At 70.8% G+C, this 19,646-nt stretch carries 18 protein-coding genes; 7 read left to right on the forward strand and 11 right to left on the reverse strand.

Features of this window, described 5'->3' with window-relative positions; translation table 11 throughout:
* Nucleotides 1-44 precede the first annotated feature (44 nt).
* The 4 genes from WMF36_RS32030 to WMF36_RS32045 all read right to left on the reverse strand — a co-directional run bounded on the left by WMF36_RS32030 (nt 45) and on the right by WMF36_RS32045 (nt 3,725).
* Entirely contained in the window at nt 45-239 is a 195-nt protein-coding gene (locus tag WMF36_RS32030) for a hypothetical protein (protein ID WP_437574562.1), read from the reverse strand.
* A gap of 361 nt (nt 240-600) precedes the next feature.
* A complete protein-coding gene (locus WMF36_RS32035; RefSeq protein ID WP_437574563.1) occupies nt 601-936 on the reverse strand; it encodes a transcriptional regulator in 336 nt (111 codons plus the stop codon).
* 267 nt (nt 937-1,203) lie between these two features.
* Nucleotides 1,204-2,034, reverse strand: coding sequence for a hypothetical protein (locus WMF36_RS32040; protein ID WP_437574564.1), 831 nt, complete (start codon nt 2,032-2,034; stop codon nt 1,204-1,206).
* A gap of 269 nt (nt 2,035-2,303) precedes the next feature.
* Complete coding sequence (locus WMF36_RS32045; RefSeq protein WP_437574565.1) at nt 2,304-3,725, reverse strand: porin; 1,422 nt, start codon at nt 3,723-3,725, stop codon at nt 2,304-2,306.
* A 496-nt stretch (nt 3,726-4,221) separates the two neighbouring features.
* On the opposite strand from WMF36_RS32045, the gene WMF36_RS32050 reads away from it, so the two are divergent.
* Together WMF36_RS32050 and WMF36_RS32055 are read left to right on the forward strand one after the other, a co-directional pair.
* The gene (locus tag WMF36_RS32050) at nt 4,222-6,435 is read left to right on the forward strand and encodes an SUMF1/EgtB/PvdO family nonheme iron enzyme (RefSeq protein WP_437574566.1); all 2,214 of its coding nucleotides are present in this window, start codon (nt 4,222-4,224) and stop codon (nt 6,433-6,435) included.
* Nucleotides 6,436-6,449: 14 nt separating this feature from the next.
* On the forward strand, nt 6,450-7,937 hold the full coding sequence (locus WMF36_RS32055) for a hypothetical protein (protein WP_437574567.1): 1,488 nt from the start codon (nt 6,450-6,452) through the stop codon (nt 7,935-7,937).
* Between the two features lie 15 nt (nt 7,938-7,952).
* On the opposite strand, the gene WMF36_RS32060 is transcribed toward WMF36_RS32055, so the two are convergent.
* From WMF36_RS32060 to WMF36_RS32075, 4 genes are all read right to left on the reverse strand, one after another.
* Nucleotides 7,953-8,708 (reverse strand): SAM-dependent methyltransferase, encoded by a 756-nt coding sequence (locus WMF36_RS32060; protein WP_437574568.1) that lies wholly within the window; start codon nt 8,706-8,708, stop codon nt 7,953-7,955.
* A 30-nt stretch (nt 8,709-8,738) separates the two neighbouring features.
* Nucleotides 8,739-9,611 carry an STAS domain-containing protein gene (locus WMF36_RS32065; protein WP_437574569.1) on the reverse strand — a complete coding sequence of 291 codons (873 nt, stop codon included), beginning with the start codon at nt 9,609-9,611 and terminating at the stop codon, nt 8,739-8,741.
* A 689-nt stretch (nt 9,612-10,300) separates the two neighbouring features.
* Nucleotides 10,301-10,543 (reverse strand): type II toxin-antitoxin system RelE family toxin, encoded by a 243-nt coding sequence (locus tag WMF36_RS32070; protein WP_437574570.1) that lies wholly within the window; start codon nt 10,541-10,543, stop codon nt 10,301-10,303.
* Nucleotides 10,540-10,815: a hypothetical protein gene (locus tag WMF36_RS32075; protein WP_437574571.1), complete on the reverse strand. Its 276-nt coding sequence runs from the start codon at nt 10,813-10,815 to the stop codon at nt 10,540-10,542. The genes WMF36_RS32070 and WMF36_RS32075 overlap by 4 nt, the downstream gene beginning before the upstream one ends.
* 54 nt (nt 10,816-10,869) lie before the next feature.
* Between WMF36_RS32075 and WMF36_RS32080 the strand changes: the two genes are divergently transcribed.
* Complete coding sequence (locus WMF36_RS32080) at nt 10,870-11,139, forward strand: hypothetical protein (protein ID WP_437574572.1); 270 nt, start codon at nt 10,870-10,872, stop codon at nt 11,137-11,139.
* Nucleotides 11,140-11,142: 3 nt separating this feature from the next.
* Here the strand turns inward: WMF36_RS32080 and WMF36_RS32085 are convergent, their stop codons facing one another.
* Nucleotides 11,143-11,730, reverse strand: a complete 588-nt coding sequence (locus tag WMF36_RS32085; protein ID WP_437574573.1) for a thioredoxin family protein — start codon at nt 11,728-11,730, stop codon at nt 11,143-11,145.
* 329 nt (nt 11,731-12,059) lie between these two features.
* Here WMF36_RS32085 and WMF36_RS32090 point away from each other — a divergent pair, with 329 nt between their 5' ends.
* Both WMF36_RS32090 and WMF36_RS32095 read left to right on the forward strand, forming a co-directional pair.
* The gene (locus WMF36_RS32090) at nt 12,060-13,145 is read left to right on the forward strand and encodes an acyltransferase family protein (RefSeq protein WP_437574574.1); all 1,086 of its coding nucleotides are present in this window, start codon (nt 12,060-12,062) and stop codon (nt 13,143-13,145) included.
* Between the two features lie 122 nt (nt 13,146-13,267).
* Nucleotides 13,268-15,139, forward strand: a complete 1,872-nt coding sequence (locus tag WMF36_RS32095; protein WP_437574575.1) for a HEAT repeat domain-containing protein — start codon at nt 13,268-13,270, stop codon at nt 15,137-15,139.
* Between the two features lie 601 nt (nt 15,140-15,740).
* On the opposite strand, the gene WMF36_RS32100 is transcribed toward WMF36_RS32095, so the two are convergent.
* Nucleotides 15,741-16,658, reverse strand: coding sequence for a TIGR01777 family oxidoreductase (locus tag WMF36_RS32100; RefSeq protein ID WP_437574576.1), 918 nt, complete (start codon nt 16,656-16,658; stop codon nt 15,741-15,743).
* Between the two features lie 138 nt (nt 16,659-16,796).
* Between WMF36_RS32100 and WMF36_RS32105 the strand changes: the two genes are divergently transcribed.
* On the forward strand, nt 16,797-17,891 hold the full coding sequence (locus tag WMF36_RS32105) for a hypothetical protein (RefSeq protein WP_437574577.1): 1,095 nt from the start codon (nt 16,797-16,799) through the stop codon (nt 17,889-17,891).
* Nucleotides 17,892-17,933: 42 nt separating this feature from the next.
* Here the strand turns inward: WMF36_RS32105 and WMF36_RS32110 are convergent, their stop codons facing one another.
* Nucleotides 17,934-18,707 (reverse strand): acyl-CoA desaturase, encoded by a 774-nt coding sequence (locus tag WMF36_RS32110; protein WP_437574578.1) that lies wholly within the window; start codon nt 18,705-18,707, stop codon nt 17,934-17,936.
* A 143-nt stretch (nt 18,708-18,850) separates the two neighbouring features.
* Here WMF36_RS32110 and WMF36_RS32115 point away from each other — a divergent pair, with 143 nt between their 5' ends.
* On the forward strand, nt 18,851-19,627 hold the full coding sequence (locus tag WMF36_RS32115; RefSeq protein ID WP_437574579.1) for an NTP transferase domain-containing protein: 777 nt from the start codon (nt 18,851-18,853) through the stop codon (nt 19,625-19,627).
* Nucleotides 19,628-19,646 lie beyond the last annotated feature (19 nt).

Consider the following 19,646-nt stretch of genomic DNA (forward strand, 5'->3'; position numbering starts at 1 on the left):
CGAACAGTCCACTAGCGCTTCGCGTTAGGGGCCACGGCTGTTGTTCATCGCCGCCACCTGCGAAACTTCAGCGCGAGCGCCTCCCGCGCGATGCGGAGCCGGCTGAGCGCCGTGTGCGGGCTCATGCGGTGCCGCCGTGCGTACGCCGAGACGCTCTCCGGGTCGTCGACGGAGAGCAGCGCGTCGACCTGCCAGCCCGGCAGGCTGGCCATGGCGTCCAGCACTTCACGAGCCTCCATCTGCGCGTGCAGTCGACGCCGACAGGCTCGCGAAGCATGCCGAGCGGGCTCGGATGGAGTACCGCGTGACGCACGTACGCGCTCTTGATGTAGTGCGAGGCGAGGCGCCAGGCGATCCCGTGGAGCCACTTCCGGAGCGCGTCGCGCGGCTTGTCCTTCGGGTCGGGTCTGTACATGCCTCGCTTCACGGCGTGCCAGGCGCCCATGAGCACCTGCTGCTCCACGTCGGCACGGTCCCGCTTCGGGATGCCGGCGAGCGTCGCCAATATGATGCCGCGCTCCGCTAGGATTTCTGCCATCGGCGGTCGCTTGCTCCGATGTCGTGCGGCAGGCGGGCGGCGAGCCACCTTCCGCGACTTCGTCACCCGGACCTCCCGCACGTGGGGCAGCGGTCCGCCGCCGTGAGCCCGCCGAGGAGCTGCTCAACCGGGACGCCGGCAGCCTTCGCGGCGCGCTGCGCGGTCGCGGGCGAGCCGTTGTCGCGACCGTTCGCGATGGCTTCGACGCTGACGACGGACATGCCCATGACCTCGGCGAGGCATGACCACGAGCCGTACGCGGCGCGCAGGTTGCGCAGGGCTGCCCGGAGGCGCTTGCGCTGGGTCGGGGTGAGGGAGAGGCAGGGAATGGAACGGCGGCGGCGCGCGGGCGCACCTTCGCCTTGCCCACCGTCGGGGTGGATCAGATACAGTTGCACTGTCGGACCTCGGTAGCTCGGGGTTCGGCCACGCAGCCCGGGGTGTTTGCCGCACCCGCGGGCTGCACTTCTTCCGGCCGACCCTACGCGGCGAGATCCCTAGTCGCCACGCCGATCAAACAAAGTTGAGCACTCAGGGCCAAAGTTGAGCATTACCGACCGCGCTCGCCCGCGACCACAACGCGTCCTGGTCCGCGGAGATGGATCTTATGAAGATTGCTTGACTTTTGACGACAACGTGAGCCGTCTCACAGCCTCAGGCTCGGCTCACGCCGGATCGGCCAGGGGCTCCGCTTCCGCTCCCGGCGGCGCGGCAGGCGCGGCGGTCGCGGCGGGCGTCTCGGGGACGTCGCCGGCGCCGCCGTTCGAGCCCGCCGGCCGCGACTGCCACGCCGCGAGCGGCTCGAGCAGCGCCGCGCTGACCTCCTCGCTGCCGGGCACGTCCGGGTCCGCGTGCGCGGCGACCCGGGTCGCGTAGTCGCGGAGGGCGGCGAGCGTCGCCATGAACGCGGCGCGCACGTCGCCGGTCGGAGCGCTCTCGGGCTTCGGCGCGGTGATGTGCAGGGCCCGGCCGTAGGCCTCGTGCGCCTCCTCCAGGTGCGCGAGGAACCCCTCGCCGCCGAGCTTCTTGAACGTCCTGTCGTGCCGCGCGCCGCGGAGCGCGTCGAGGCGCGCCTTCGACTCCTTCCATTCGAGCTTGTACGGGAGCCGGGTGAAAGAGAGGCCGTCCGGGTAAAGGATCTTGAAGAGATCCTTCGCCTCATCGAGGCTCGGGTTCCGCTCCGGCGGGAGCTTGCACCAGCCTCCGAGCCAGTCGAACGTCGCGCTCCACGCGTTGTCGAGGAGACGATCGGCCTTCGGCTTGGTCTTCGTCTCCACCGGGTCGCCCCCCTGCGGCCGGGTGAGCGCCTCGAGCGTGGCGACCGCGGCGACCAGGCGCCCTTTCGAGCGCCCGATCGCCTCCGGGAGCTTCTTCGGCTTGAGCCGCCGCTCCCTGGCGTCAGCCACCGTGATGAGCTCCGTGGCGAGCACGACCGACTCGGCGGCATTGAGGCGCGGGAGCGCGACGAGATCCTGGGAGGTGAATGAACGGGCCATGGTGAACTCCTTCCCTGAAACGGCGCAATCGTTTGCGCCGGGAAGGCGCGCCATGGCAAGAACGGAGCCACGCGCGACACCTCGGGGTCTCGCGCTCTCCACCGCCCCGTGCATGCCTCTGGCCAGGCCTGGACCGACCTGTCTTGGCCGGCCTGGCCTGGCCTGGCCGGCCTGGCCGCGCACAGGCCAGCGCGCAGGTCGTCACCAGCCCCGCGCCGAGCTCTCCAGGCCTTCGGAGACCGCGCTCCCCAGGCGCGGCCCTTCCCCCTTCAGAACGTGGCGTCGAGCTGGAGGCGACCGACGTGGCGGCCCTCGGAGGCATCGTTGCCGAAGATGTAGAAGTAGTCGCCCTGGAGCTTCAGGGCATAGCCGTTCAGGTAGTAGTTGAGCCCGCCGCCGACCTGCTTCCCCTGCGTGTCGACGAGCTCGACAAGCTTCGGATCGGTGCCGCGCTCGGCGAAGATCTGGTCCCATCGCGCGGCGACCTCGACCCGCTCGGTCAGCAGGAAGCCCGACTGGACGAAGTAGCCATAGCCCGACCGGGTCCACTGCCGCGCGGGCGCGCCGTCGATCTCACCCTCGAAGGAGTCCCTCTCGGCGTGGCGCACGACCGCCTCGGCCGAGAGCGAGAAGCCGGCGTACTTGAAGACGAGATCGGCCGCGCCATGCAGGTAGTCGGCCGCGCCGAGCGAGAGCGTCGTGCCAAAGGTGCTGTTCTGGCGATTGGTCTGGTGGTTGTAGGCGCCAGTGACGCCCACCGCGAGCCGGGGCTTCGCCTCGCGCTTGAGGTCGCCGTCCTGGTCGTCGTCGAACGCGCCGAACGGGTGGACGGCGAGCCGCGCTACCGCGAGCGGACCGTGCTTCTGGCCGCCGAAGCGATTGCGCCCCTCGCCGCCGCCAACGAAGAGGTTGTACGACAGCTTGCCTCCCAGGCCGAAGAGATCGGGCGACGAGAACATCAGGCCGACGTCGCGATCGAGGTTGAGCTCGCGGACGGCGATCGGGCGCTCGGTTTGCTGGAGGGAGACCTCGCGCAGGGTCCGCGCCCGGTTGAACGGGGTAAGGAACTGGCCGACACGCACGTTGAGATCGCGGATCCCCGTGTACTCGACGAAGGCATCGAAGACCGGAGAGGCGCTGTCCTTCTCGAAATCGTTGCCGCCAAAGGCGAGCTGCACGTTGTACTTCAGGTCGGGCGAGACGACATGACCGCTCGTCGTGAGGCGCACCGTCTTGATGTTGATCTCGTTGGTGTCGTCCTCCGCCGTGTGCGTGAGGGTCTCGCGGATCTGCACGCGGGCCCGGATCGTGGACGAGAAGCTGTCATCCGCCGCCCTGACGGTGAAGCCCTTTCCGGGGGCCGCCGTCACCTTGACGCCGCCGCCCTTGTCCTTCGCTTCCTGCTTCTGCCCGGCGCCGGCCTCCTTCTCGGCCGCCGCACGGCGCTCCGCGGCGAGGCGCTCCTCCAGCGCGCGCTGCTGCTGCTCGAGCTCCGCGACCCGGCGACTCAGCTGCTCGACGGCAGCCGCCGCGCCGGCCTCCTGTGGCGCCGGTGGCGGCGCTGCCGCCGGTGCCGGTGGCGGCGCCGCGGGCTCCTGAGCCGACGCCTGGAAGGGGAGCGCGGCGGCGAAGAGCGAGAGCGCTGCCGCCGCGCGGACCGTGTGCGACTTCGTTCGGTTGATCGATTTCAAGCGTCTTTATCCTCGGATCAGACCCTCTGCTGCGCGTCCAGCCGGCGCAGGTCGCCGGCGCGAAGGCGCACCACGCCCTCGCAGGCGGCGGACCAGCGCTCCCAGGCCTGCGCTTCGCGCCACACGCGCAGACACCGGACAGCAGCCACGAGCGCCCAGCTGGGATCAGCGACGCCAGCAGGGAACCACCGTGTCCTTGTCCAATATAACGGACGGCCGAGGCTGTCAAGGCATCCTGAAGATGGCGACAACAGCGCTAGAACCCAGAATTGTACGCGCCAACACCTGCCTCAAACATCCGTCATGCCGGACACCGAGGGCCGTCTCCGGCAGCGCTCGCCGGCGCTCGCCGGGCGCGGCGGTGGAGGGCGGCGCCGGGGCGGCGCGGACGCCGGATCGCGCGAAAGAGTTCCAACCGACCGCGGGGCCACTAAGATGGCCCCGACCACGCACGAGGCGCTCCGATCGGCGCCCCGTCGCGGCCCGTAGAGATCTCATGAGCCAGAACCCGGACCGCAGCGATCCGCTCAACATCGCCGGCAGCCTGATCGCCGACAAGTACAGGATCGAGCAAGCCGTCGGCGAAGGCGGCTTCAGCGTCGTCTACAGGGCCGAGCACATCATCTGGAAGCAGCCCGTCGCCCTCAAGTGCTTCACGCTCCTCGCGGACGCGCCGGCCGAGCAGCGCGAGCAGCTGCTCCAGGCGTTCATCCAGGAGGGCAAGCTCATGGCGGAGCTCTCCAGCCGATCGGCCGCCATCGTCCAGGCGCGCGACATCGGCACGTTCAACGCGCCCGACGGGCAATGGCTGCCCTACATGGTCCTCGAGTGGCTCGACGGCAAGCCGCTCGACCGGGTCCTCCACGAGGAGGCGACCCAGGACGCGCCGCCGCGCGATCTGTACGCGATGGTCGCGCTGCTCGAGTCGGCGGCGATCGCGCTCGAGCTCGTGCACTCTCGGAGCATCGCGCACCGCGACATCAAGCCGGCGAACCTGTTCGTCATCGGCCCGCCGCGCGACGCCTCCACCTTCGTGAAGGTGCTCGATTTCGGCATCGCCAAGGTGATGGCCGAGCACGCGGCGGCGGCGACGGCGCTCGCCCACACCGGCAAGGACATCACCGCGTTCACCCCGAGCTACGGCGCCCCCGAGCAGTTCAGCCGCACCCACGGCGCGACCGGGCCCTGGACCGACGTGTTCGCGATGGCGCTCATCATGGTCGAGGTGATGCTGGGCGGAGCGCCGGCGCTGCAAGGCGACGACTACCTCCAGCTCGCCGTCGCGAGCCGCGATCCGTCGCGCCGGCCGACCCCGCGGACCCTGGGGCTCACGGTCAGCGACGAGGTCGAGGCGGTCTTCGCGAAGGCGCTCGCCGTCGCGCCGGCGGATCGCTTCCCCACCATGGGCCGCTTCTGGGCGGCGCTGCACCGGGCCGTCTTCCCCGACGATCCGGGCTGGGCGCTCGCCACGGGCGGCGGCTCGCTCGCGCCCCCCTCCGGGGCGACGGCGACCCGCGGCTCCGCCCCGCGGATGTCCTGGCCGCAGATCGCGCCGACGATGGCGGCGCCCGCCACGGCGCCGGGCCCCCCGCGCGCGGCCACGTCGCCGACGGTCGCCGCGGTCGGCCCGAGCACCACGGGCGGCACCGCGAACGACGCGTCGACGCAGCGGTCGTCGGCGACGGCGGCGCCGAGGTCGAGGGGCGCGCTGGCGCTCGGCGGCGGCGCGATCGCGCTCGCGGCCGGCGGCGCGATCGCCTGGAGCTTGCTCCGCTCCGAGCCGCCCGCGCCGGAGGCGTCGCGCCTCGATCCGGTCGCCACCGCGTCCGCGACGGCGGTCCCGACGGCGAGCGCCGCGGCCGCGCCGGCCGCGCTGCCCGCGCGGCGGACCGAGTGCCCTTCCGGCATGGTGCTCGTCCCCGGTGGCAAGTTCTTCATGGGCTCCGACGAGCCGGCCTTCAAGCTGTGGCAGCCGGCGCACAAGGTGACGCTCGACACGTTCTGCATCGACATCCACGAGGTGACCGCGGGCGACTACAAGGCGTGCTCGGACAAGGGGGAGTGCAAGCGGCCGCCATCCACGCCCGACTTCCCGAAAGCGGACGGGGTGTCCGCCGCCGAGCACGAGAAGACGCTCACGGCCCTCGCCGAGCTCTGCACCTTCGGCAAGCCCGAGCTCGAGAAGCACCCGATCAACTGCGTGCCGTGGAGCCTCGCGGACGCCTACTGCGACGTCCACGGCAAGCGCCTGCCGACCGAGGCCGAGTGGGAGTACGCGGCGCGCGGCTCCGACGGGCGCAAGTTCCCCTGGGGCGACGCGCCCGGCGATCGGACCTTCATGAACGCGTGCGGCACCGAGTGCACGGCGTGGGAGAAGGCGCGCGGGCTCACGCCGAGCACGCGCATGTACGACGCCGACGACGGCTTCTTCGGCACGGCGCCGGTCGGCTCGTTCCCGAAGGGCAAGACGAGGTTCGGCGCCGACGACGTCGTCGGCAACGTCTGGGAGTGGACCGCCGACTGGTTCGAGACCTACAAGGACGAGGAGCAGGTGAACCCGAAGGGGGCGCCGGCCGGCGATCGCAAGGCGATCCGGGGCGGCGGCTACAACGGCGGCGTCTCGCTCTGGCTCAACCCGGCGTTCCGCTACCACCAGCTCGCGACGGCGAGCGCGCCGGGCATCGGCCTCCGCTGCGTGACGAACCTGTAGGCGAACCTCTGGCCGTGCCGGTCCCCGCCTCGCAGCTCGCGAACCCATCGATCGCCGGCCCGCTCGGCACGCTCGCGTTCTCGCAGGTCCGGCCCCTGAGCTCGTCGCTCGCGCTGCGCGCGATCCGCTGGCACCAGAGCCTGGAGCGGCTCGGGGTGGTGCTGCCGTTCGCGCTGGTGCACGACGCGGGCCTGCTCTTCTCGACGCCGCGCGAGCAGATCGAGATCGGCCCGCGCTGCGACGCGAGGGAGCTCGCGGGCCGGCTCCGCGACGCGGAGCGCATCCTGGACGGCTACCGGGCGGTGCTCCGGGAGCTCGCCGAGAGCGAGGCCTCGCGCTGCGCGGCGCAGCTCCGGATGAGCGACGACCTCGTGACGGTGGTGCTCTCGCGGCTCTTCAGCGCGGTCGCGGCGCGCACCCACGCGGCGCCGGCCTACCGCGCGATGCTCCCCGCGGACGCGGCGCTGTTCGAGGGGATCGAGCCGCAGCTCCGCGGCCTGTTCCTGTCGGCGCGGCGCGAGTTCGAGCAGCGGGCGCTGGAGGCGCTCGACGTCTCGCGGCTCTACGTGCTCACGATGTCGGACGCGCTCGACATCGAGACGCTGCGCCTGTTCGGCATGCTGGGCTCGGAGGCGTCGGCCGGGGCGCTCGCCCAGGTCGACCTGCTCGCGGCGCTCTCGTCGCCCGAGGCGAACGACATCGTGAACTTCTCGCTGGAGATCTTGCCGAGCGTGCTCGAGACGAAGACGCGCCCGGCGGCGGGCACGACGGCGGCGCACGGCTACTCGGGGCTCGGGACGCGCGGCTCGATCGACAGCATGGTGCTGACGGAGCTCGCCTGGGACGACGTGGAGCTCGCGCGCCGGATCGCGGACAACGAGGTGCTCTATTTCGCCCGGGAGCAGAGCCGGGACGAGCAGCGGCGCATCCACTATCTGCTCATCGACGCGTCGGCCTCGATGCGCGGCGATCGCCAGACGTTCGCCCGCGGGATGGCGATCGCCACGGGCAAGCGGCTGCTGCTCGAGGGCGAGGACGTGGCGTTCCGCTTCTTCGACGCGCGCCTCTACGAGCTCCACCGCGCGAAGAACGGCCAGCTCCCCACGGCGCACCTGCTGTCGTTCAAGGGGGAGCGCGGCAGGAACCCGGCGCGCGTGTTCGCCGAGCTCGCGACGGACCTCGATCTGACGCGGCACCACGACCCGCGCACGCCGGTGGTGCACCTCTTCACGCACGCGGCGCTCTACATTCCGCGGGAGATGGTGCAGGCGGTGCTCAATCACGCGCACATCTCGGCGGTGTTCATGCTGCCTTCCGGGGGGCAGCTCGACCTCGAGTACCTGGACCTCCTGGACGCGCACTGGGTGGTCGACCATGCGACGGTGGCGAGCGGGGCGGCGAGGACGAGCGCGGCGAAGGCGATCCTCGGGGAGAAAGACCGGCAGGACCGGCCCGAGGAGGGAGGTCCCGCCGCGCGGCGCCCGGGGGCCCCGCCGAGCTAGCGCGCAGCGGCGCCGTCAGTGGTGCGCGATCAGGCCCAGCATGTCGAACGGGCTCGACTCGTACTCCTCCTGGGTCAGGAAGTCCTCGAGGTCGAGCCACGCCGCGAGCGACCGGCACGCATGCACGTTCCATGGCTTGATGAGCGCCGCCATCTCCTCGGGCGTGCGCGGGTAGACCTTGATCCCGGCGAGGGCCCCTGCGCTGTTCAGATGGTGCGCCGCGGAGGCGCCGCGTGGCACCAGGAAGCTGACGGCCAGCACGCTGCCAGGGGCGCAGAGCGCGTGCATCCTCCGCAGGAGGTCGCGCGAGCTCTCATCATCCATCATGTACATGATACCGATGCACCCCAGCGCGATGCGGCGGTCTGCGCCGAAGAACTGCGCCGCGGCCGCGAGGAGCGGCGACGGATCTCGCAGATCGGCCTGGAAGTAGCGCATGTTCGGCTTGTCAGCCAGGATCTCCTCGCCGTAGATCACGCTCACCGGGTCGATGTCCGAAAACAGGATGCGCGCCTCGGGCAGATAGTCGTTGAGGTGGCCCTGCGTGGGTAGCCCCGAGCCGAGATCGAGCACGCTCGTGATGCCCGCATCGGACCATTGCTGTCCCACGAGCTGGAGGAACCAGCGGTTGAGCCTCGCCCACTTCGGATAGGTCGGAACGAGCTTCAGTATCTCCGTGGCAGCGCGGCGATCGACCTCGTAATTGTGGTGTCCTCCGAGGACGTAGTCGTAAACCCGACCGATGTGCGGCTTTGTGGTGTCAATCTCCATGGTCCCCTCCCAGAGGTCGCGGTGCGCTCGTCAGCGGCCGCGGTACAGGCGAGCAGCCCCGCGCTGCGCGAGCGGACTGGCACACACTTCGAGCCCCTCCCGCCGCAGCGCATAGACGATACCGCTTTGAAGGTTGGCCAGGACCACGATGCCCGCGAGGTGGGCGTCCTGATCGCTCAGCGCACGGGCTATCTCGGGGCGGATGCCGACCAGCACCGGGTGAGCGCCGAGGAGGTCGACCGCGCGCGCGGTGCGCACGAGCGCGTCGATGGCCTCCGCGTCCATCGCCGGCACGCCGGTCACGTCGATGATCGCGGTGCGCGCTTGCCGGTCCACCACGTCACGCAACAGGCACTCGGTGATCCTGCTCGCTCGCTCGGTATCGAGCTTTCCGATGAGCGGCAGCACCAGGATGTGGTCGTACACCGGCATGATCGGCGTCGAGAGCTCCAGGATCACGCGGCGCAGCTCGCGCTCGCGGTTCTGTATCGCGCGCTCGAGCGCGAGCTGCATCTCGTCGCGCTGGACGCAGATCTCGCGCCTCTCCTGCTCCGCCACCGCGTCCACGAGCAGCGTGAGGTAGTCGTTCACGCGCGCCGCCTCCTCCAGCGCTCCAGGCGCATTTCCGGGCAGGCGCGCCAGCACCTGGCGCAGAAGAGCGCGGCTCAGCCCGAGGAGGGCGCGCAGCCCGAGCCCCTGCTGACCGAGCTTGTGCCCGAGCGACAGGACGGGCGCCGTGTCGCCGGCGGACATGAAATGGAACAGCTCGTCCAGGAGCTGCTGCGCGACCTGCGGCAACCGGAACGGTGGGAGGCCGCTGCGGTTGTGCACGACGTTGTCCTTGAGCACCTTCGCGGCGCTCTTCGCCAGCGCCTGGCGCTCCGGGTCGATCCAGCTCTGCATAGGACGTCCGCTTCCTTGGCCTTGGCCATGTCGTATGAATGCTCACGAAGTAGAAAAAAATAGATCACCCTTGGACCGCGCAAGCCTGTCTGTGCGCCAGACTGGAGTGGATCTCGGCACCATGCCGCGATCTGCTCGTCATGCAGACGAATGTCGTGACTTCGCAAGGTGCTCCCCCCACCGAGATGCAGCCTCACGCCCCCGTGCCGTCTCTCTACATACCAGTATCCTGGCCGTCTGTGCTCCATGACAAACGCGGCGTGCAGCGGCGCAACCACGGCACCCGGTGGGCCCGCACCGCGGCTTGCAGGGACGGATCGAGCATGAGCGATGGTCGAAACCTCCTTATTGTAGATCCCTCGACGCCCGCCCCCCGGCGCCGTTGGCCCCTGCCGCCGACCGGCTTCAGAACGTCGATGTCGGTAGACGGCCCCGGCAGCGGCCCGCCGATGTGACGCGCGCGCTGGCATGCGCCTCGCCATGCAATTCTGCGCGCGACGGATCGCGTCGCGTGGAGCGCGCAGCAGGTCTGCCCCTCCGGCGCCCGCATGTCGCGCCGCTCGCAACGCGTCGGGTTGTCGTCCCCCATGCAACCAGGCTCCAGCATCGGGAGGCGACCGACTGCCGTTCTGGCGCTCGGAGCGACGCGCATCCCACAGCGCTCGCGCCGCCCTATCGGCAAACGGGCGCTACAGCCGGTACACCCACCAGACGCGCATCACGCCGTCCCAGGGGTCGAGCGTGGTGCGAACGCGGTAGGAGCCGACGGCGAGACGCACGGTCGTGGTGTCGTCTCCAGGAAGCCGGTAGGCGTCGCCCTCTGCGGTCTCTGCGAAGCGCTGGACGGCCGCGTCGATGCGCTCGCCGTCTCGCCATGGGATCCGCTGGAGCGAGACGATGCCCTGCGGCATCCACTCGATCCGCCAGGTCATCGAGGACGGGACGGTGCGCGCCCGCGGGCCCGCATGATCTCCTCGTACTCCGCCAAGGCGCCCTCGGCCTCGGCCCTCTTCCGGATCTCAGCCGTCACCACTTCGCCAGGGATACCCGGAGCATTCACGTCAGCCGCCATCACGGCACGCTCCTCGTCGCTGATCTCCTCATCGTAGCGCGTTGGCGCTCGCAGAACGGCCTGCCACACCGGGTCGTTCTCGGGGATGACCGGCTGCCGAGCGGGGGCGGTGCTATCTCGTCGCGGGCTCATGTCCGGGAGGCTACTACGGCACCCTCGTCGGATCGACGGCGTCCGGCGTGGAAAATGCCGACAGCTAAAGGGAATGCTGCTTCGGCCGAGCTGCTCCCGCTCCCAGCGCTCCTGCTCGGCGATCGGCGCGTCGGCGGCACGGACGCCCCCGACGAAGAGCGCCGCGTCCGCGGGGTCGTCCAAGTCCAGGCCGAGCCGAAGCAGTACGGCGCGGTCGCGCGGCGGGACCGAGCGAAGGATCTCGGCGGCGGAGCGGCGGCCGGGCACGGACGCGTGCCTGCCACGCCGAGCAGGCCGGTAGGCCTCGGCTCCAGCATCCCGTGATGCCTAAGGTTGTTGACCGTAATACGCCGGCTCATTGCCGGGCTTCCACTTGATGTTGCAACCGATGCTCGGGCGCTGATCCGAGGGGACGGGCGCCGACGCGAGCACCGCGTCGATGGCGGCGCGGAGGTCGCGGCCAGTCACCGGGACGTCGTTGCCAGGACGGCTGTCGTCGAGCTGACCGCGATAAAAAAGCCGGCGATCGGGGCCGAAGAGGTAGAAGTCCGGCGTGCAGGCCGCCCGATAGGCCTTGGCCACCTGCTGCGACTCGTCGAGGAGGTACGGGAACGTATAGCCGACCTCGCGCGCCTCCCTCGCCATCGCCTCGGCGTTGTCCGCCGGATAGGCAACGATGTCGTTCGGGTTGATGGCCACGATGGCCACATCCTCGGGGCGATAATCGCGCCGCAGCCTGGCGAGCTCGTGGCGGACGTGTTTGACGAACGGACAATGATTGCAGATGAACATCACGAGGAGCGCCCGCTCCCCGGTGAAATCCGACAGCGCAACCTGCTTTCCGTTGAAGTCCGGCAGCCTGAAATCGGGCGCCGGGGTGCCCAGCTCAAGCATCGTGGACGGAGTGCGTGCCATGACAGGATTCTCCTCTCGCTGTAACGGGGCGCACCATACCACGCGGGAGGGCAGGAACGCCCGCGCCGCGCGCACGGGCGTCGCCGCTCCCCGCCCCCGCCGCCTGCGGCTCGGCGCGGCCGCCGGACGCCGGACGCGCTGAGCCGGAGACGGCGGGCGGACAACCCCATGCAGGCGCGCCGACGCCATGAGCCCCCGGACAACCGGGCACGCCAGACAGCCCGGGACGAATGCACACCTCCGCGAGACGGCTGACGGACAGCGCACGAGAACGCACGAGAAACAGACGCTCTCGTGGCTCATCGGTCCACGCGCACTACATTCATCGGATGCGACTCCAATCGCTGGACATCTTTCGCGGAATGACGATCTTCGCGATGCTCCTCGTCAATTTCCAGGACAGCTTTCCGGCCGTCTACCCGCCCCTTGTCCACTCGTACTGGGATGGCTGCACCCCCGCAGACACGATATTTCCTTGCTTCCTGTTCATCATCGGTGTGACCCTGCACATTTCCATGTCGGCCCGCCGCGCGCGCGGGGCGACCGACGGTGAGATCGTCCTCCAGGTCGTCAGGCGCGGCGCGATCTTCGTCCTCCTCGGGCTGTTCCTCTCGGCGTTCCCGTTCTACCCCGAAGGGCGCCTCACGCAGCTGCGCATCCCGGGCGTCCTCCAGCGCATCGGCGCCGCGTACGTGCTCGCGGCGCTCCTCAGCCTCAAGACCACGGCGCGACAGCAGGCGGGCATCATCTTCGCGGCCCTGATCGGCTACTGGCTCCTCCTGCGGGTCTATCCGCTCGACGACCCGCTCCAGACGCTGACGGCCCGGGTGGATCGGTATTTCCTCGGAGCGCACATCGCGCCCAAGGGGTGGGACGCGATGGGCATCCTCGCCACCGTCCCCGCGGCGATGACGGTGATGCTGGGAGGCCTCGGCGGCCGCTGGCTCACCTCGACCGCGGGGCTCCGCACGCGCGTCGCCGGGCTCCTCGCCGCCGGCGCCGCGGCGATCGCGCTGGGCCTCGTCTGGGGCCAGTGGTTCGCGTGGAACCGCGGCGTGTACTCGAGCTCGTTCGCGCTGTTCACCGCCGGCGTGGCCGCGGTCGTCCTCGCCGCCTGCATGTGGATCGTGGACGTGAAGCAATGGCGGCGATGGGGCGCCCCGTTCCTGATCTTCGGCGCGAACCCCATCGCGGCCTACGTGGGCTCGACCATGATGTGGCGCCTGCTCTACCACTCGAGCATGACCGGAGACGACGGCGCGAGGACGAGCGCGCTCCAGCTCCTCTACGCGCGCCTCTTCGCGCCGTGGCTCTCGCCGCTGAACGCCTCCCTCGCCTTCGCGCTCACGGTGGTCGCCCTGTGGCTCGCGCTCCTCTACCCCCTCCACCGCCGGGGCATCTTCCTCAAGGTCTGAGGCGCGCGGGCAGGCAGGATCGAGCGCCGCGCTCACCTCGGGAAGCAGCGCCCGCTCTCCTTCCCACGCGCGGCCGCCCCCTCCGGCGGCCGCTGCCGTGGTGTACTACGCTCGCTCCCCGCATGACCCAAGGCGTCCGCCCCCTGCACGAGCTCCGCGACGAGGCCCGCTCCGCGCTGGCCCGGAGCGATCTGCCCCGCGCGCGCGACGCGCTCTTCAGCGCCCTCCAGCACACAATCGCCCGCGAGGACGACTACGTCGCCATGACGGACGAGCTCCGCGACGTGCTGGTCCGGCTGGGCGACCCGAGGAGCGCCCTCACCGTGGCCTGGTACGCGGGCAGCGAGCACAGCCAGCGCCCCCTCATCGCGCACGTCCCGCCCATCGACCGCGCGCGCACCCTGCTCGCCTGGGCCGAGCGCGAGCAGGACCCCGAGCGGCAGAAGCGTCTCCACGCCCGCGCCGCCGACGAGTACGAGGCCGCCGGCCTCGTCGCGCAGGCCGCCATCGCCCGCGAGCGCGGCCAGGACTTCGCCCGCGCCCGCGCGCTCTGGTCGCGCCTCGCCCAGCTGCTCTCCTCGTCGGGCAGCGACCTCTACGCCGCCGGCCTCGCCCGCTTCAACCTCGCCCGCACCTCGCTCCGCACCGGCGACGCCGCGGCCGCGCGCGAGGCCGTCTTCGCCTCCGTCCACCTGCTCGAGGAGGCCGCCGACCGGTACGAGACCATCGGCCAGCGCGAGCGCGCCTTCGACTGCTACCAGGTCCTCATCGCCGTCGGCCGCGAGAGCCGCGCCTTCGAGCACGTCCTCGAGGGCTACGTGAACGTCATCCGCATCCTGCGCGAGGACCACCTGCGCTACTACGCGCTCCAGTCCTACGAGGAGGCGGTCGCCGCGGCCGAGAAGCAGGGCGAGATCTCCGCCGCCGCCACGCTCGCCCGCGAGATGGCCACGTACGCCCGGAAAGAGGGCCTCACCGCCGTCGCCAACTTCGCCGTGCTCACGCAGGCCCGCCTCTGGCAAGAGGTGTCCGCCGTCTCGCAGAAGCGCGCCGCCCCCCCCGAGATCGCCGAGAACGCGCTGCTCGCCGCCGTGATCGCGCTCGGCGAGGCGGGGCAGTACAGCAAGGTCGGCACTATCTATCGCGCCCTCGCGCAGCTGCCGCTCGAGGAGACCCGGAGGAAGCACTACGCCCGCGCCGGCGGCCGCTACGTGAGCGCGCAGGACCTGCCGATCGACGCGTCGCCGCTGCCGGCGCACCTCCGCCACGAGCTCGGCTTCCCCGACGTCTGGCACATCGATCTTGTCGAGTGGGAGCAGGCCGGCAGCGCCAGCCAGGCGTGCGGCGACATCGTCCTCGACCCGGCGCAGTGGTCCGAGGTCACCCGCCGCCGCGCCATGCTCGCCCGGCTGACCGCGCTCGCCGTGGAGGGCGCGACGCCCGAGGCCGCCCCCGCGCAGCGGTCGCCCGCGCAGCAGCTCATCAGCCTTGCCGAGCAGCTCGCGACGGTCGAGCTCTACACGATCCTCTCGCCGCTCGAGCACCTGTTCCGCCGCCCCGAGCCGAAGATCCGGGTGGCCGTGGTCCGCGCCCTCTCCCGCTTCCTCTACAAGCGCACGTTCATCACGCTCCGCGACGCGCTCGTGGACCCCGACCCGACCGTGCTCCACGAGGCCGCGCGCGCGCTCGAGGAGCTCCGCTTCGCCCACGCCTTCGAGCCGCTCGCCCGCATCTACCGCGAGTCGCAGGCGCCCGCCGTCCGCGCCAGCGCCGTGCGCGCGATCGCGAAGATAGACACCCTCGAGGCCGGCGAGATGCTCCTCGGCATCCTCCAGCACGAGGGCGCCGAGGAGCGCGCCGCGGCCGTCGAGGCGCTGAAGCGCGCGCGCGGCATGAAGTTCGTGGAGCTCGCCCGCGCCTCGCTCGCCGAGCTGCCAGGCTCCGCGCAAATGGTGGTGCGCGAGATCCTCCAGAGTCGCGGCATCAGCCCGTGAGCGCACCAGCGCACCAGCGCGCCTGCGCGCCCACCGGTCGCCGGCTCCCCGCGCCGGGCAGCGCCGGGGTGGTTGCCTGTCCGGACGTCAACAGCAGGCTGCGCCCGGTCCCCACCCCCGCTCATGCGCTGGAAAGCGGATCAGACGAGTAACCCCGCGATTGTGCGCCGCGGCAAGGGGATTCCCCTAACGACTTTGTGTCTGGCGTCGCGATGGGAGGGTGCACGGCACCTTCCAGTCGGGATACCCTGCACGCGCCAATCCAACTCATCCCGAGAGCAGCTCGGCGCGTAATGTCGTAAGCATTGAAGCGGACGGAGCGCTTGGGGGAGCGCTGGGAAACCGCCGTCCGGGCTCCCGGTGGTGCGCTGCTCGACAACGGTCGACTTCTCAGCGCGCCACCGGCGGCTCTTCTTGCGTGGGCAGCAGCTGGGCGCCGTCGCGCGGCGCCCAGCTGCCCTGGCAGACACGTCGCTGCCGGGGCGGACGCGCGCCGGCTTCTCCGCGGGCGCTCGGCTCCGCGGGCGCTCGGCGGCCGAGGCCAGGCGCTCGGCGGCTGAAGCTCGGCTCAAGCGCGGCGGGCGCCGGCGGCGAGCGGGGCTCAGCGGCCGAAGATCGACTCGAGCGCAGGCACCAGGCGGGCGTGGCGGAACGTGTAGCCGAGCTCCTCCGCCCGCCTGGGATGGACGCGCTGCCCGGTGGTGACGATCTCGGCCGCGTCGCCCATGCCGAGCTTCACCACCGCCTCGGGCACACGGAGCCACGACGGCCGGCGGAGCACGGCGCCGATCGCCTGCGCGACCTCCTCGCCGGTCGCCGCGTGCGGCGCGGTCACGTTGAAGGGGCCCCGCACCGCGTCGCTGTCCAGGGCGAGCAGGGTCATCGCCACGACGTCGTCGCAGTGGATCCACGAGATCACCTGCTTGCCGTCGCCGATCGGCCCGCCCAAGAAGAACCTGAAGGGGGCGATCATCTTCTCGAGCGCGCCGCCGCCCTCGCCGATCACCACGCCGATCCGCAGCTGCACCGAGCGGACGCCGTGCTGCTCCTCGACGGCGCGGGCCGACTCTTCCCAGCGGACCACGACGTCGGCGAGGAAGCCCTCCCCGGGCGGGGCGCCCTCGTCGAGCACCTTCTCGCCCGGCTGCGGGCCGTAGTAGCCGACCGCCGAGGCGCAGAGGAACGCGGCCGGCTTGCGCTTGGCCTTGCCGATCGCCTCGCCCATGAGGCGGGTCGTGTCGACGCGGCTGTTCACGATCTCGCGCCGCGCGTCCTCGGTCCAGCGCTTGGTGATCGACTCGCCCGCGAGGTGGATGACCCCGTCCACCCCGTCGAGCTCCTCGAACCACGGCCCCGCGCTGTAGGGGCTCCACGACACGACGCGCGCCCCGGGCAGCGCCGCCTGCGTCCGCCCCACGTCGCGCGTCAGCACCGTCACCCGATCCCCCCGCGCGAGCAGCTCCTTCACGAGACTACGCCCGATAAACCCGCTGCCGCCGGTGACAAGAACCGTCTTCACGAGATCGTTCTATCACGGCTCGGACGGAGGCGGGGCTTCCCTTCGGGCGCCTCGGGCGCCACGACGGAGGCGCGCCGGACGGGCGGCAGCTGTCCAGTCGTGACGCGGAGCGCGGGAGACGGTAAGACGCCGGACGTGATGGATGACCTAGAGACCTTCAAGAAGCTTCCTCTCGGCGGCCTGGATCGCCGCTCGCTCGTCGGGGCGCTGGCCGAGCACGGCGCGCGCGTGGCGACCGAGCAGCTCGCGGCGCACCGCGCCCGCATCCGCCCGGCCGGCGCGAAGATCGCCCCGGACGCGGCGGTGCTGATCCTGGGCGGCTCGAACGGCATGACCCGGGCGCTCGCGCTGCAGCTGCTCTTCGGGGAGCGGGCCGCCGTCTTCGCCGTGCACTTCGACAGCGAGAAGATGCAGATCGGCCCGCACCACGTGAAGGCGATCACGGACGCGGCGGAGGCCGAGGGGCTCACGGCGCGCTTCTGGAACAGCGACGCCACGAAGCCGCAGGTGATCGACGAGGTGGTCGCCGCGCTGAAGGAGCGGTATCGGGCGGTGCACCTCGTGAACGGCATCGCGGCCGGCGCGATGAAGCGGTACGCGGAGCACGGGCCGACGAAGGTGAAGGACCTCGACGTCGCGTTCGATCCGGTGCTCCAGGTGCCTGATTTCTCGCGCCCCGAGAACGTCCGCAAGCTCGGGCTCGTCGAGGTGGACGTCGCGAACGACGCGGACATCGAGCGGACGAACAAGTTCATGGGCACCTCGTCGCTCCTGTGGGCCGAGCCGCTCGCCGCGGCGGGGCTGCTCGCGAAGGGCGAGAGCGTCGTGTCGTTCTGCGACTACGACTACCCGAGCGACGATCCGGTCTACGCGATGGGCCCGCTCGCCGGCGCGAAGCAGCTGCAGCGCAAGACGATGGCGGAGATCCAGGAGCGGTTCGGGGTGCGGACGGCGCGCATCTGCTATCCGGCGCTGGCGACGACGGCGCTCGGGGCGATCCCGGGAGGGCTGCTGATGTTCGGGCTCAGCACGCAGATCCTGAAGGAGCGCGGGCAGTTCAAGGACGTCATCGATCTCGCGGGCGAGACGATGGAGATCTGGCGCCCGGGCTGGGATGGGAGCGATCTGCGGGTGGACGCGGCCTATCAGGCCTGTCTTCCGGAGTTCAACAAGCGCAAGGATCAGCTCGGGCCGAAGGACGTCCCCGGCGCGTTCCGGCTGCTGTTCACGTAGCGTCGAGGGGAGCCGCGCGCGGGGGGCCGGCGCGGCCGGCCCCTACCCTTCGGCCCGCGCGGTCTCGGGCTCCATCCGGGCGACCTGGCGCTTGTCGGACATCTGGAGGATGCCCACCCAGCCGAGCACGCGGATGACCTGATAGGCCGGGTCGATCTCGAACCACCGCACCGCGAAGTTCGGGCTCATCGCGTACTTGTGGTGGTTGTTCTGGAAGAGCTCGCCGAGCGTCACGACGTCGAGGACCAGCGTGTTGCGCGAGTCGTCGTCGCTGTTGAAGTTGCGGTAGCCGTAGCGGTGGCCGCACCAGTTGACGATCGCCCCGTGCAGCGGGCCCATGGTCCAGTGGAGCGGGAGGAACAGGAACTGCCACCAGTGCGAGGCGAAGGCCACGTAGAGGAGCGTGTACCCCGTGCCCCACGCGAGGCGGCTGATCCACGAGTTGCCGATGCGATCGAGCGTCGGCCACTCCGGGTAGCCGCCGAGGAAGCGCGGCTCCACGTCGGCCTTGCCGTCGTAGATCGCGTCGTAGCGCTTCGCGGTGTCCAGCATCATCGAGACGACCCCCGAGTAGTACCGCGGCGAGTGCGGATCCTTCGGCGTGTCGCTGTACGCGTGGTGCATGCGGTGCAAGATCGCGTAAACCCACGGAACCAGGTACGAAGAGCCCTGCGTGAGGTAGGTCAGGAAGTGAAAAGTCCGCTCCCACCGCTTCGACATCGTGAACATCCGATGCGAGGCGTACCGGTGCAGGAAGAAGGTCTGGAAAAAGACCGAAAGCGTAGAGTGGGCGATGAGAACGACCGCGATCTCCATGCTCCGGTCGTATCCCGGCGGTCGGCGGCAGGGGGTCAGGGCACCGTCACGTTTCCGTAACGGGGGCCTGGATCCCGCGTGTTTTCGGGTTGCTTCCGACATCCCCGGGCTCTCCCGAGCCCGTTCGTGGTAACGGCGGCGTCGTGAAGGCCGTGATCATCGGTGCGGGCCGGGGCAGCCGGCTGCGTCACCTGACCGAAGAGCTGCCGAAGACACTGGTTCCGATCCTTGGCCGCCCGATGCTCGACAGCATCCTCGACGCGCTCGCGGCGGGCGGCTTCAAGCGGTCGGATGTCGTGTTCGTCTGCGGCTACAAGGCCGACGTGATCCGGGCTGCTTACCCGGATCTGACGTACGTCGAGAACCGCGACTGGGAGCAGAACAACATCCTGCTGTCGCTGCTCTGCGCGCGCGAGCACCTCGAGGGCGGCTTCGTCTCGACGTACGCGGACATCGTCTACCGGCCCGAGATCGTGGCGGATCTCGTGCGCTCTCCGCACGACATCGCGCTCGCCTGCGACACGGACTGGCGGCGCCGCTACGTGGGCCGCTCGCAGCACCCGGAGACCGACGCGGAGAAGCTCCGCGCCGACGCGGCCAGCGCCGATCGCGTCGTGGAGCTCTCGCGCCGCATCCCGTCGGAGGCCGCGGCGGGCGAGTTCATCGGGGTGATGAAGCTCTCCGCGCGGGGCGCCGCGCAGTTCCTGGCCGCCTTCGACGCCGCGCGCGCCGCCTTCTCGGAGCGGCCGGAGTTCCGCGAGGGGCGCTCGTTCCGGCGCGCCTACCTCATCGATCTGCTCCAGCACATGCTCGAGTCCGGCGCGGCCCTCCACAAGATCGACACGCACGGCGGCTACATGGAGATCGACACCCTGGAAGACGCGTCGCTGGCCGACGCGTGGTGGCGCGGCGCGACCTGAAGCGGCCGCCGCGCGCGCG

The organism is Sorangium sp. So ce887 (genome assembly GCF_051521455.1).
GTDB lineage: Bacteria > Myxococcota_A > Polyangia > Polyangiales > Polyangiaceae > Sorangium.

Bases quoted from the DNA above. Each gene is read 5' to 3' on its own strand.
- WMF36_RS32030 (WP_437574562.1), bottom strand. From the start codon at position 239: ATGGAGGCTCGTGAAGTGCTGGACGCCATGGCCAGCCTGCCGGGCTGG.
- WMF36_RS32040 (WP_437574564.1), bottom strand. From the start codon at position 2,034: ATGGCCCGTTCATTCACCTCCCAGGATCTCGTCGCGCTCCCGCGCCTC.
- WMF36_RS32050 (WP_437574566.1), top strand. From the start codon at position 4,222: ATGAGCCAGAACCCGGACCGCAGCGATCCGCTCAACATCGCCGGCAGC.
- WMF36_RS32060 (WP_437574568.1), bottom strand. From the start codon at position 8,708: ATGGAGATTGACACCACAAAGCCGCACATCGGTCGGGTTTACGACTAC.
- WMF36_RS32065 (WP_437574569.1), bottom strand. From the start codon at position 9,611: ATGCAGAGCTGGATCGACCCGGAGCGCCAGGCGCTGGCGAAGAGCGCC.
- WMF36_RS32070 (WP_437574570.1), bottom strand. From the start codon at position 10,543: ATGACCTGGCGGATCGAGTGGATGCCGCAGGGCATCGTCTCGCTCCAG.
- WMF36_RS32075 (WP_437574571.1), bottom strand. From the start codon at position 10,815: ATGAGCCCGCGACGAGATAGCACCGCCCCCGCTCGGCAGCCGGTCATC.
- WMF36_RS32080 (WP_437574572.1), top strand. From the start codon at position 10,870: ATGCCGACAGCTAAAGGGAATGCTGCTTCGGCCGAGCTGCTCCCGCTC.
- WMF36_RS32085 (WP_437574573.1), bottom strand. From the start codon at position 11,730: ATGGCACGCACTCCGTCCACGATGCTTGAGCTGGGCACCCCGGCGCCC.
- WMF36_RS32090 (WP_437574574.1), top strand. From the start codon at position 12,060: ATGCGACTCCAATCGCTGGACATCTTTCGCGGAATGACGATCTTCGCG.
- WMF36_RS32095 (WP_437574575.1), top strand. From the start codon at position 13,268: ATGACCCAAGGCGTCCGCCCCCTGCACGAGCTCCGCGACGAGGCCCGC.
- WMF36_RS32105 (WP_437574577.1), top strand. From the start codon at position 16,797: ATGGATGACCTAGAGACCTTCAAGAAGCTTCCTCTCGGCGGCCTGGAT.
- WMF36_RS32110 (WP_437574578.1), bottom strand. From the start codon at position 18,707: ATGGAGATCGCGGTCGTTCTCATCGCCCACTCTACGCTTTCGGTCTTT.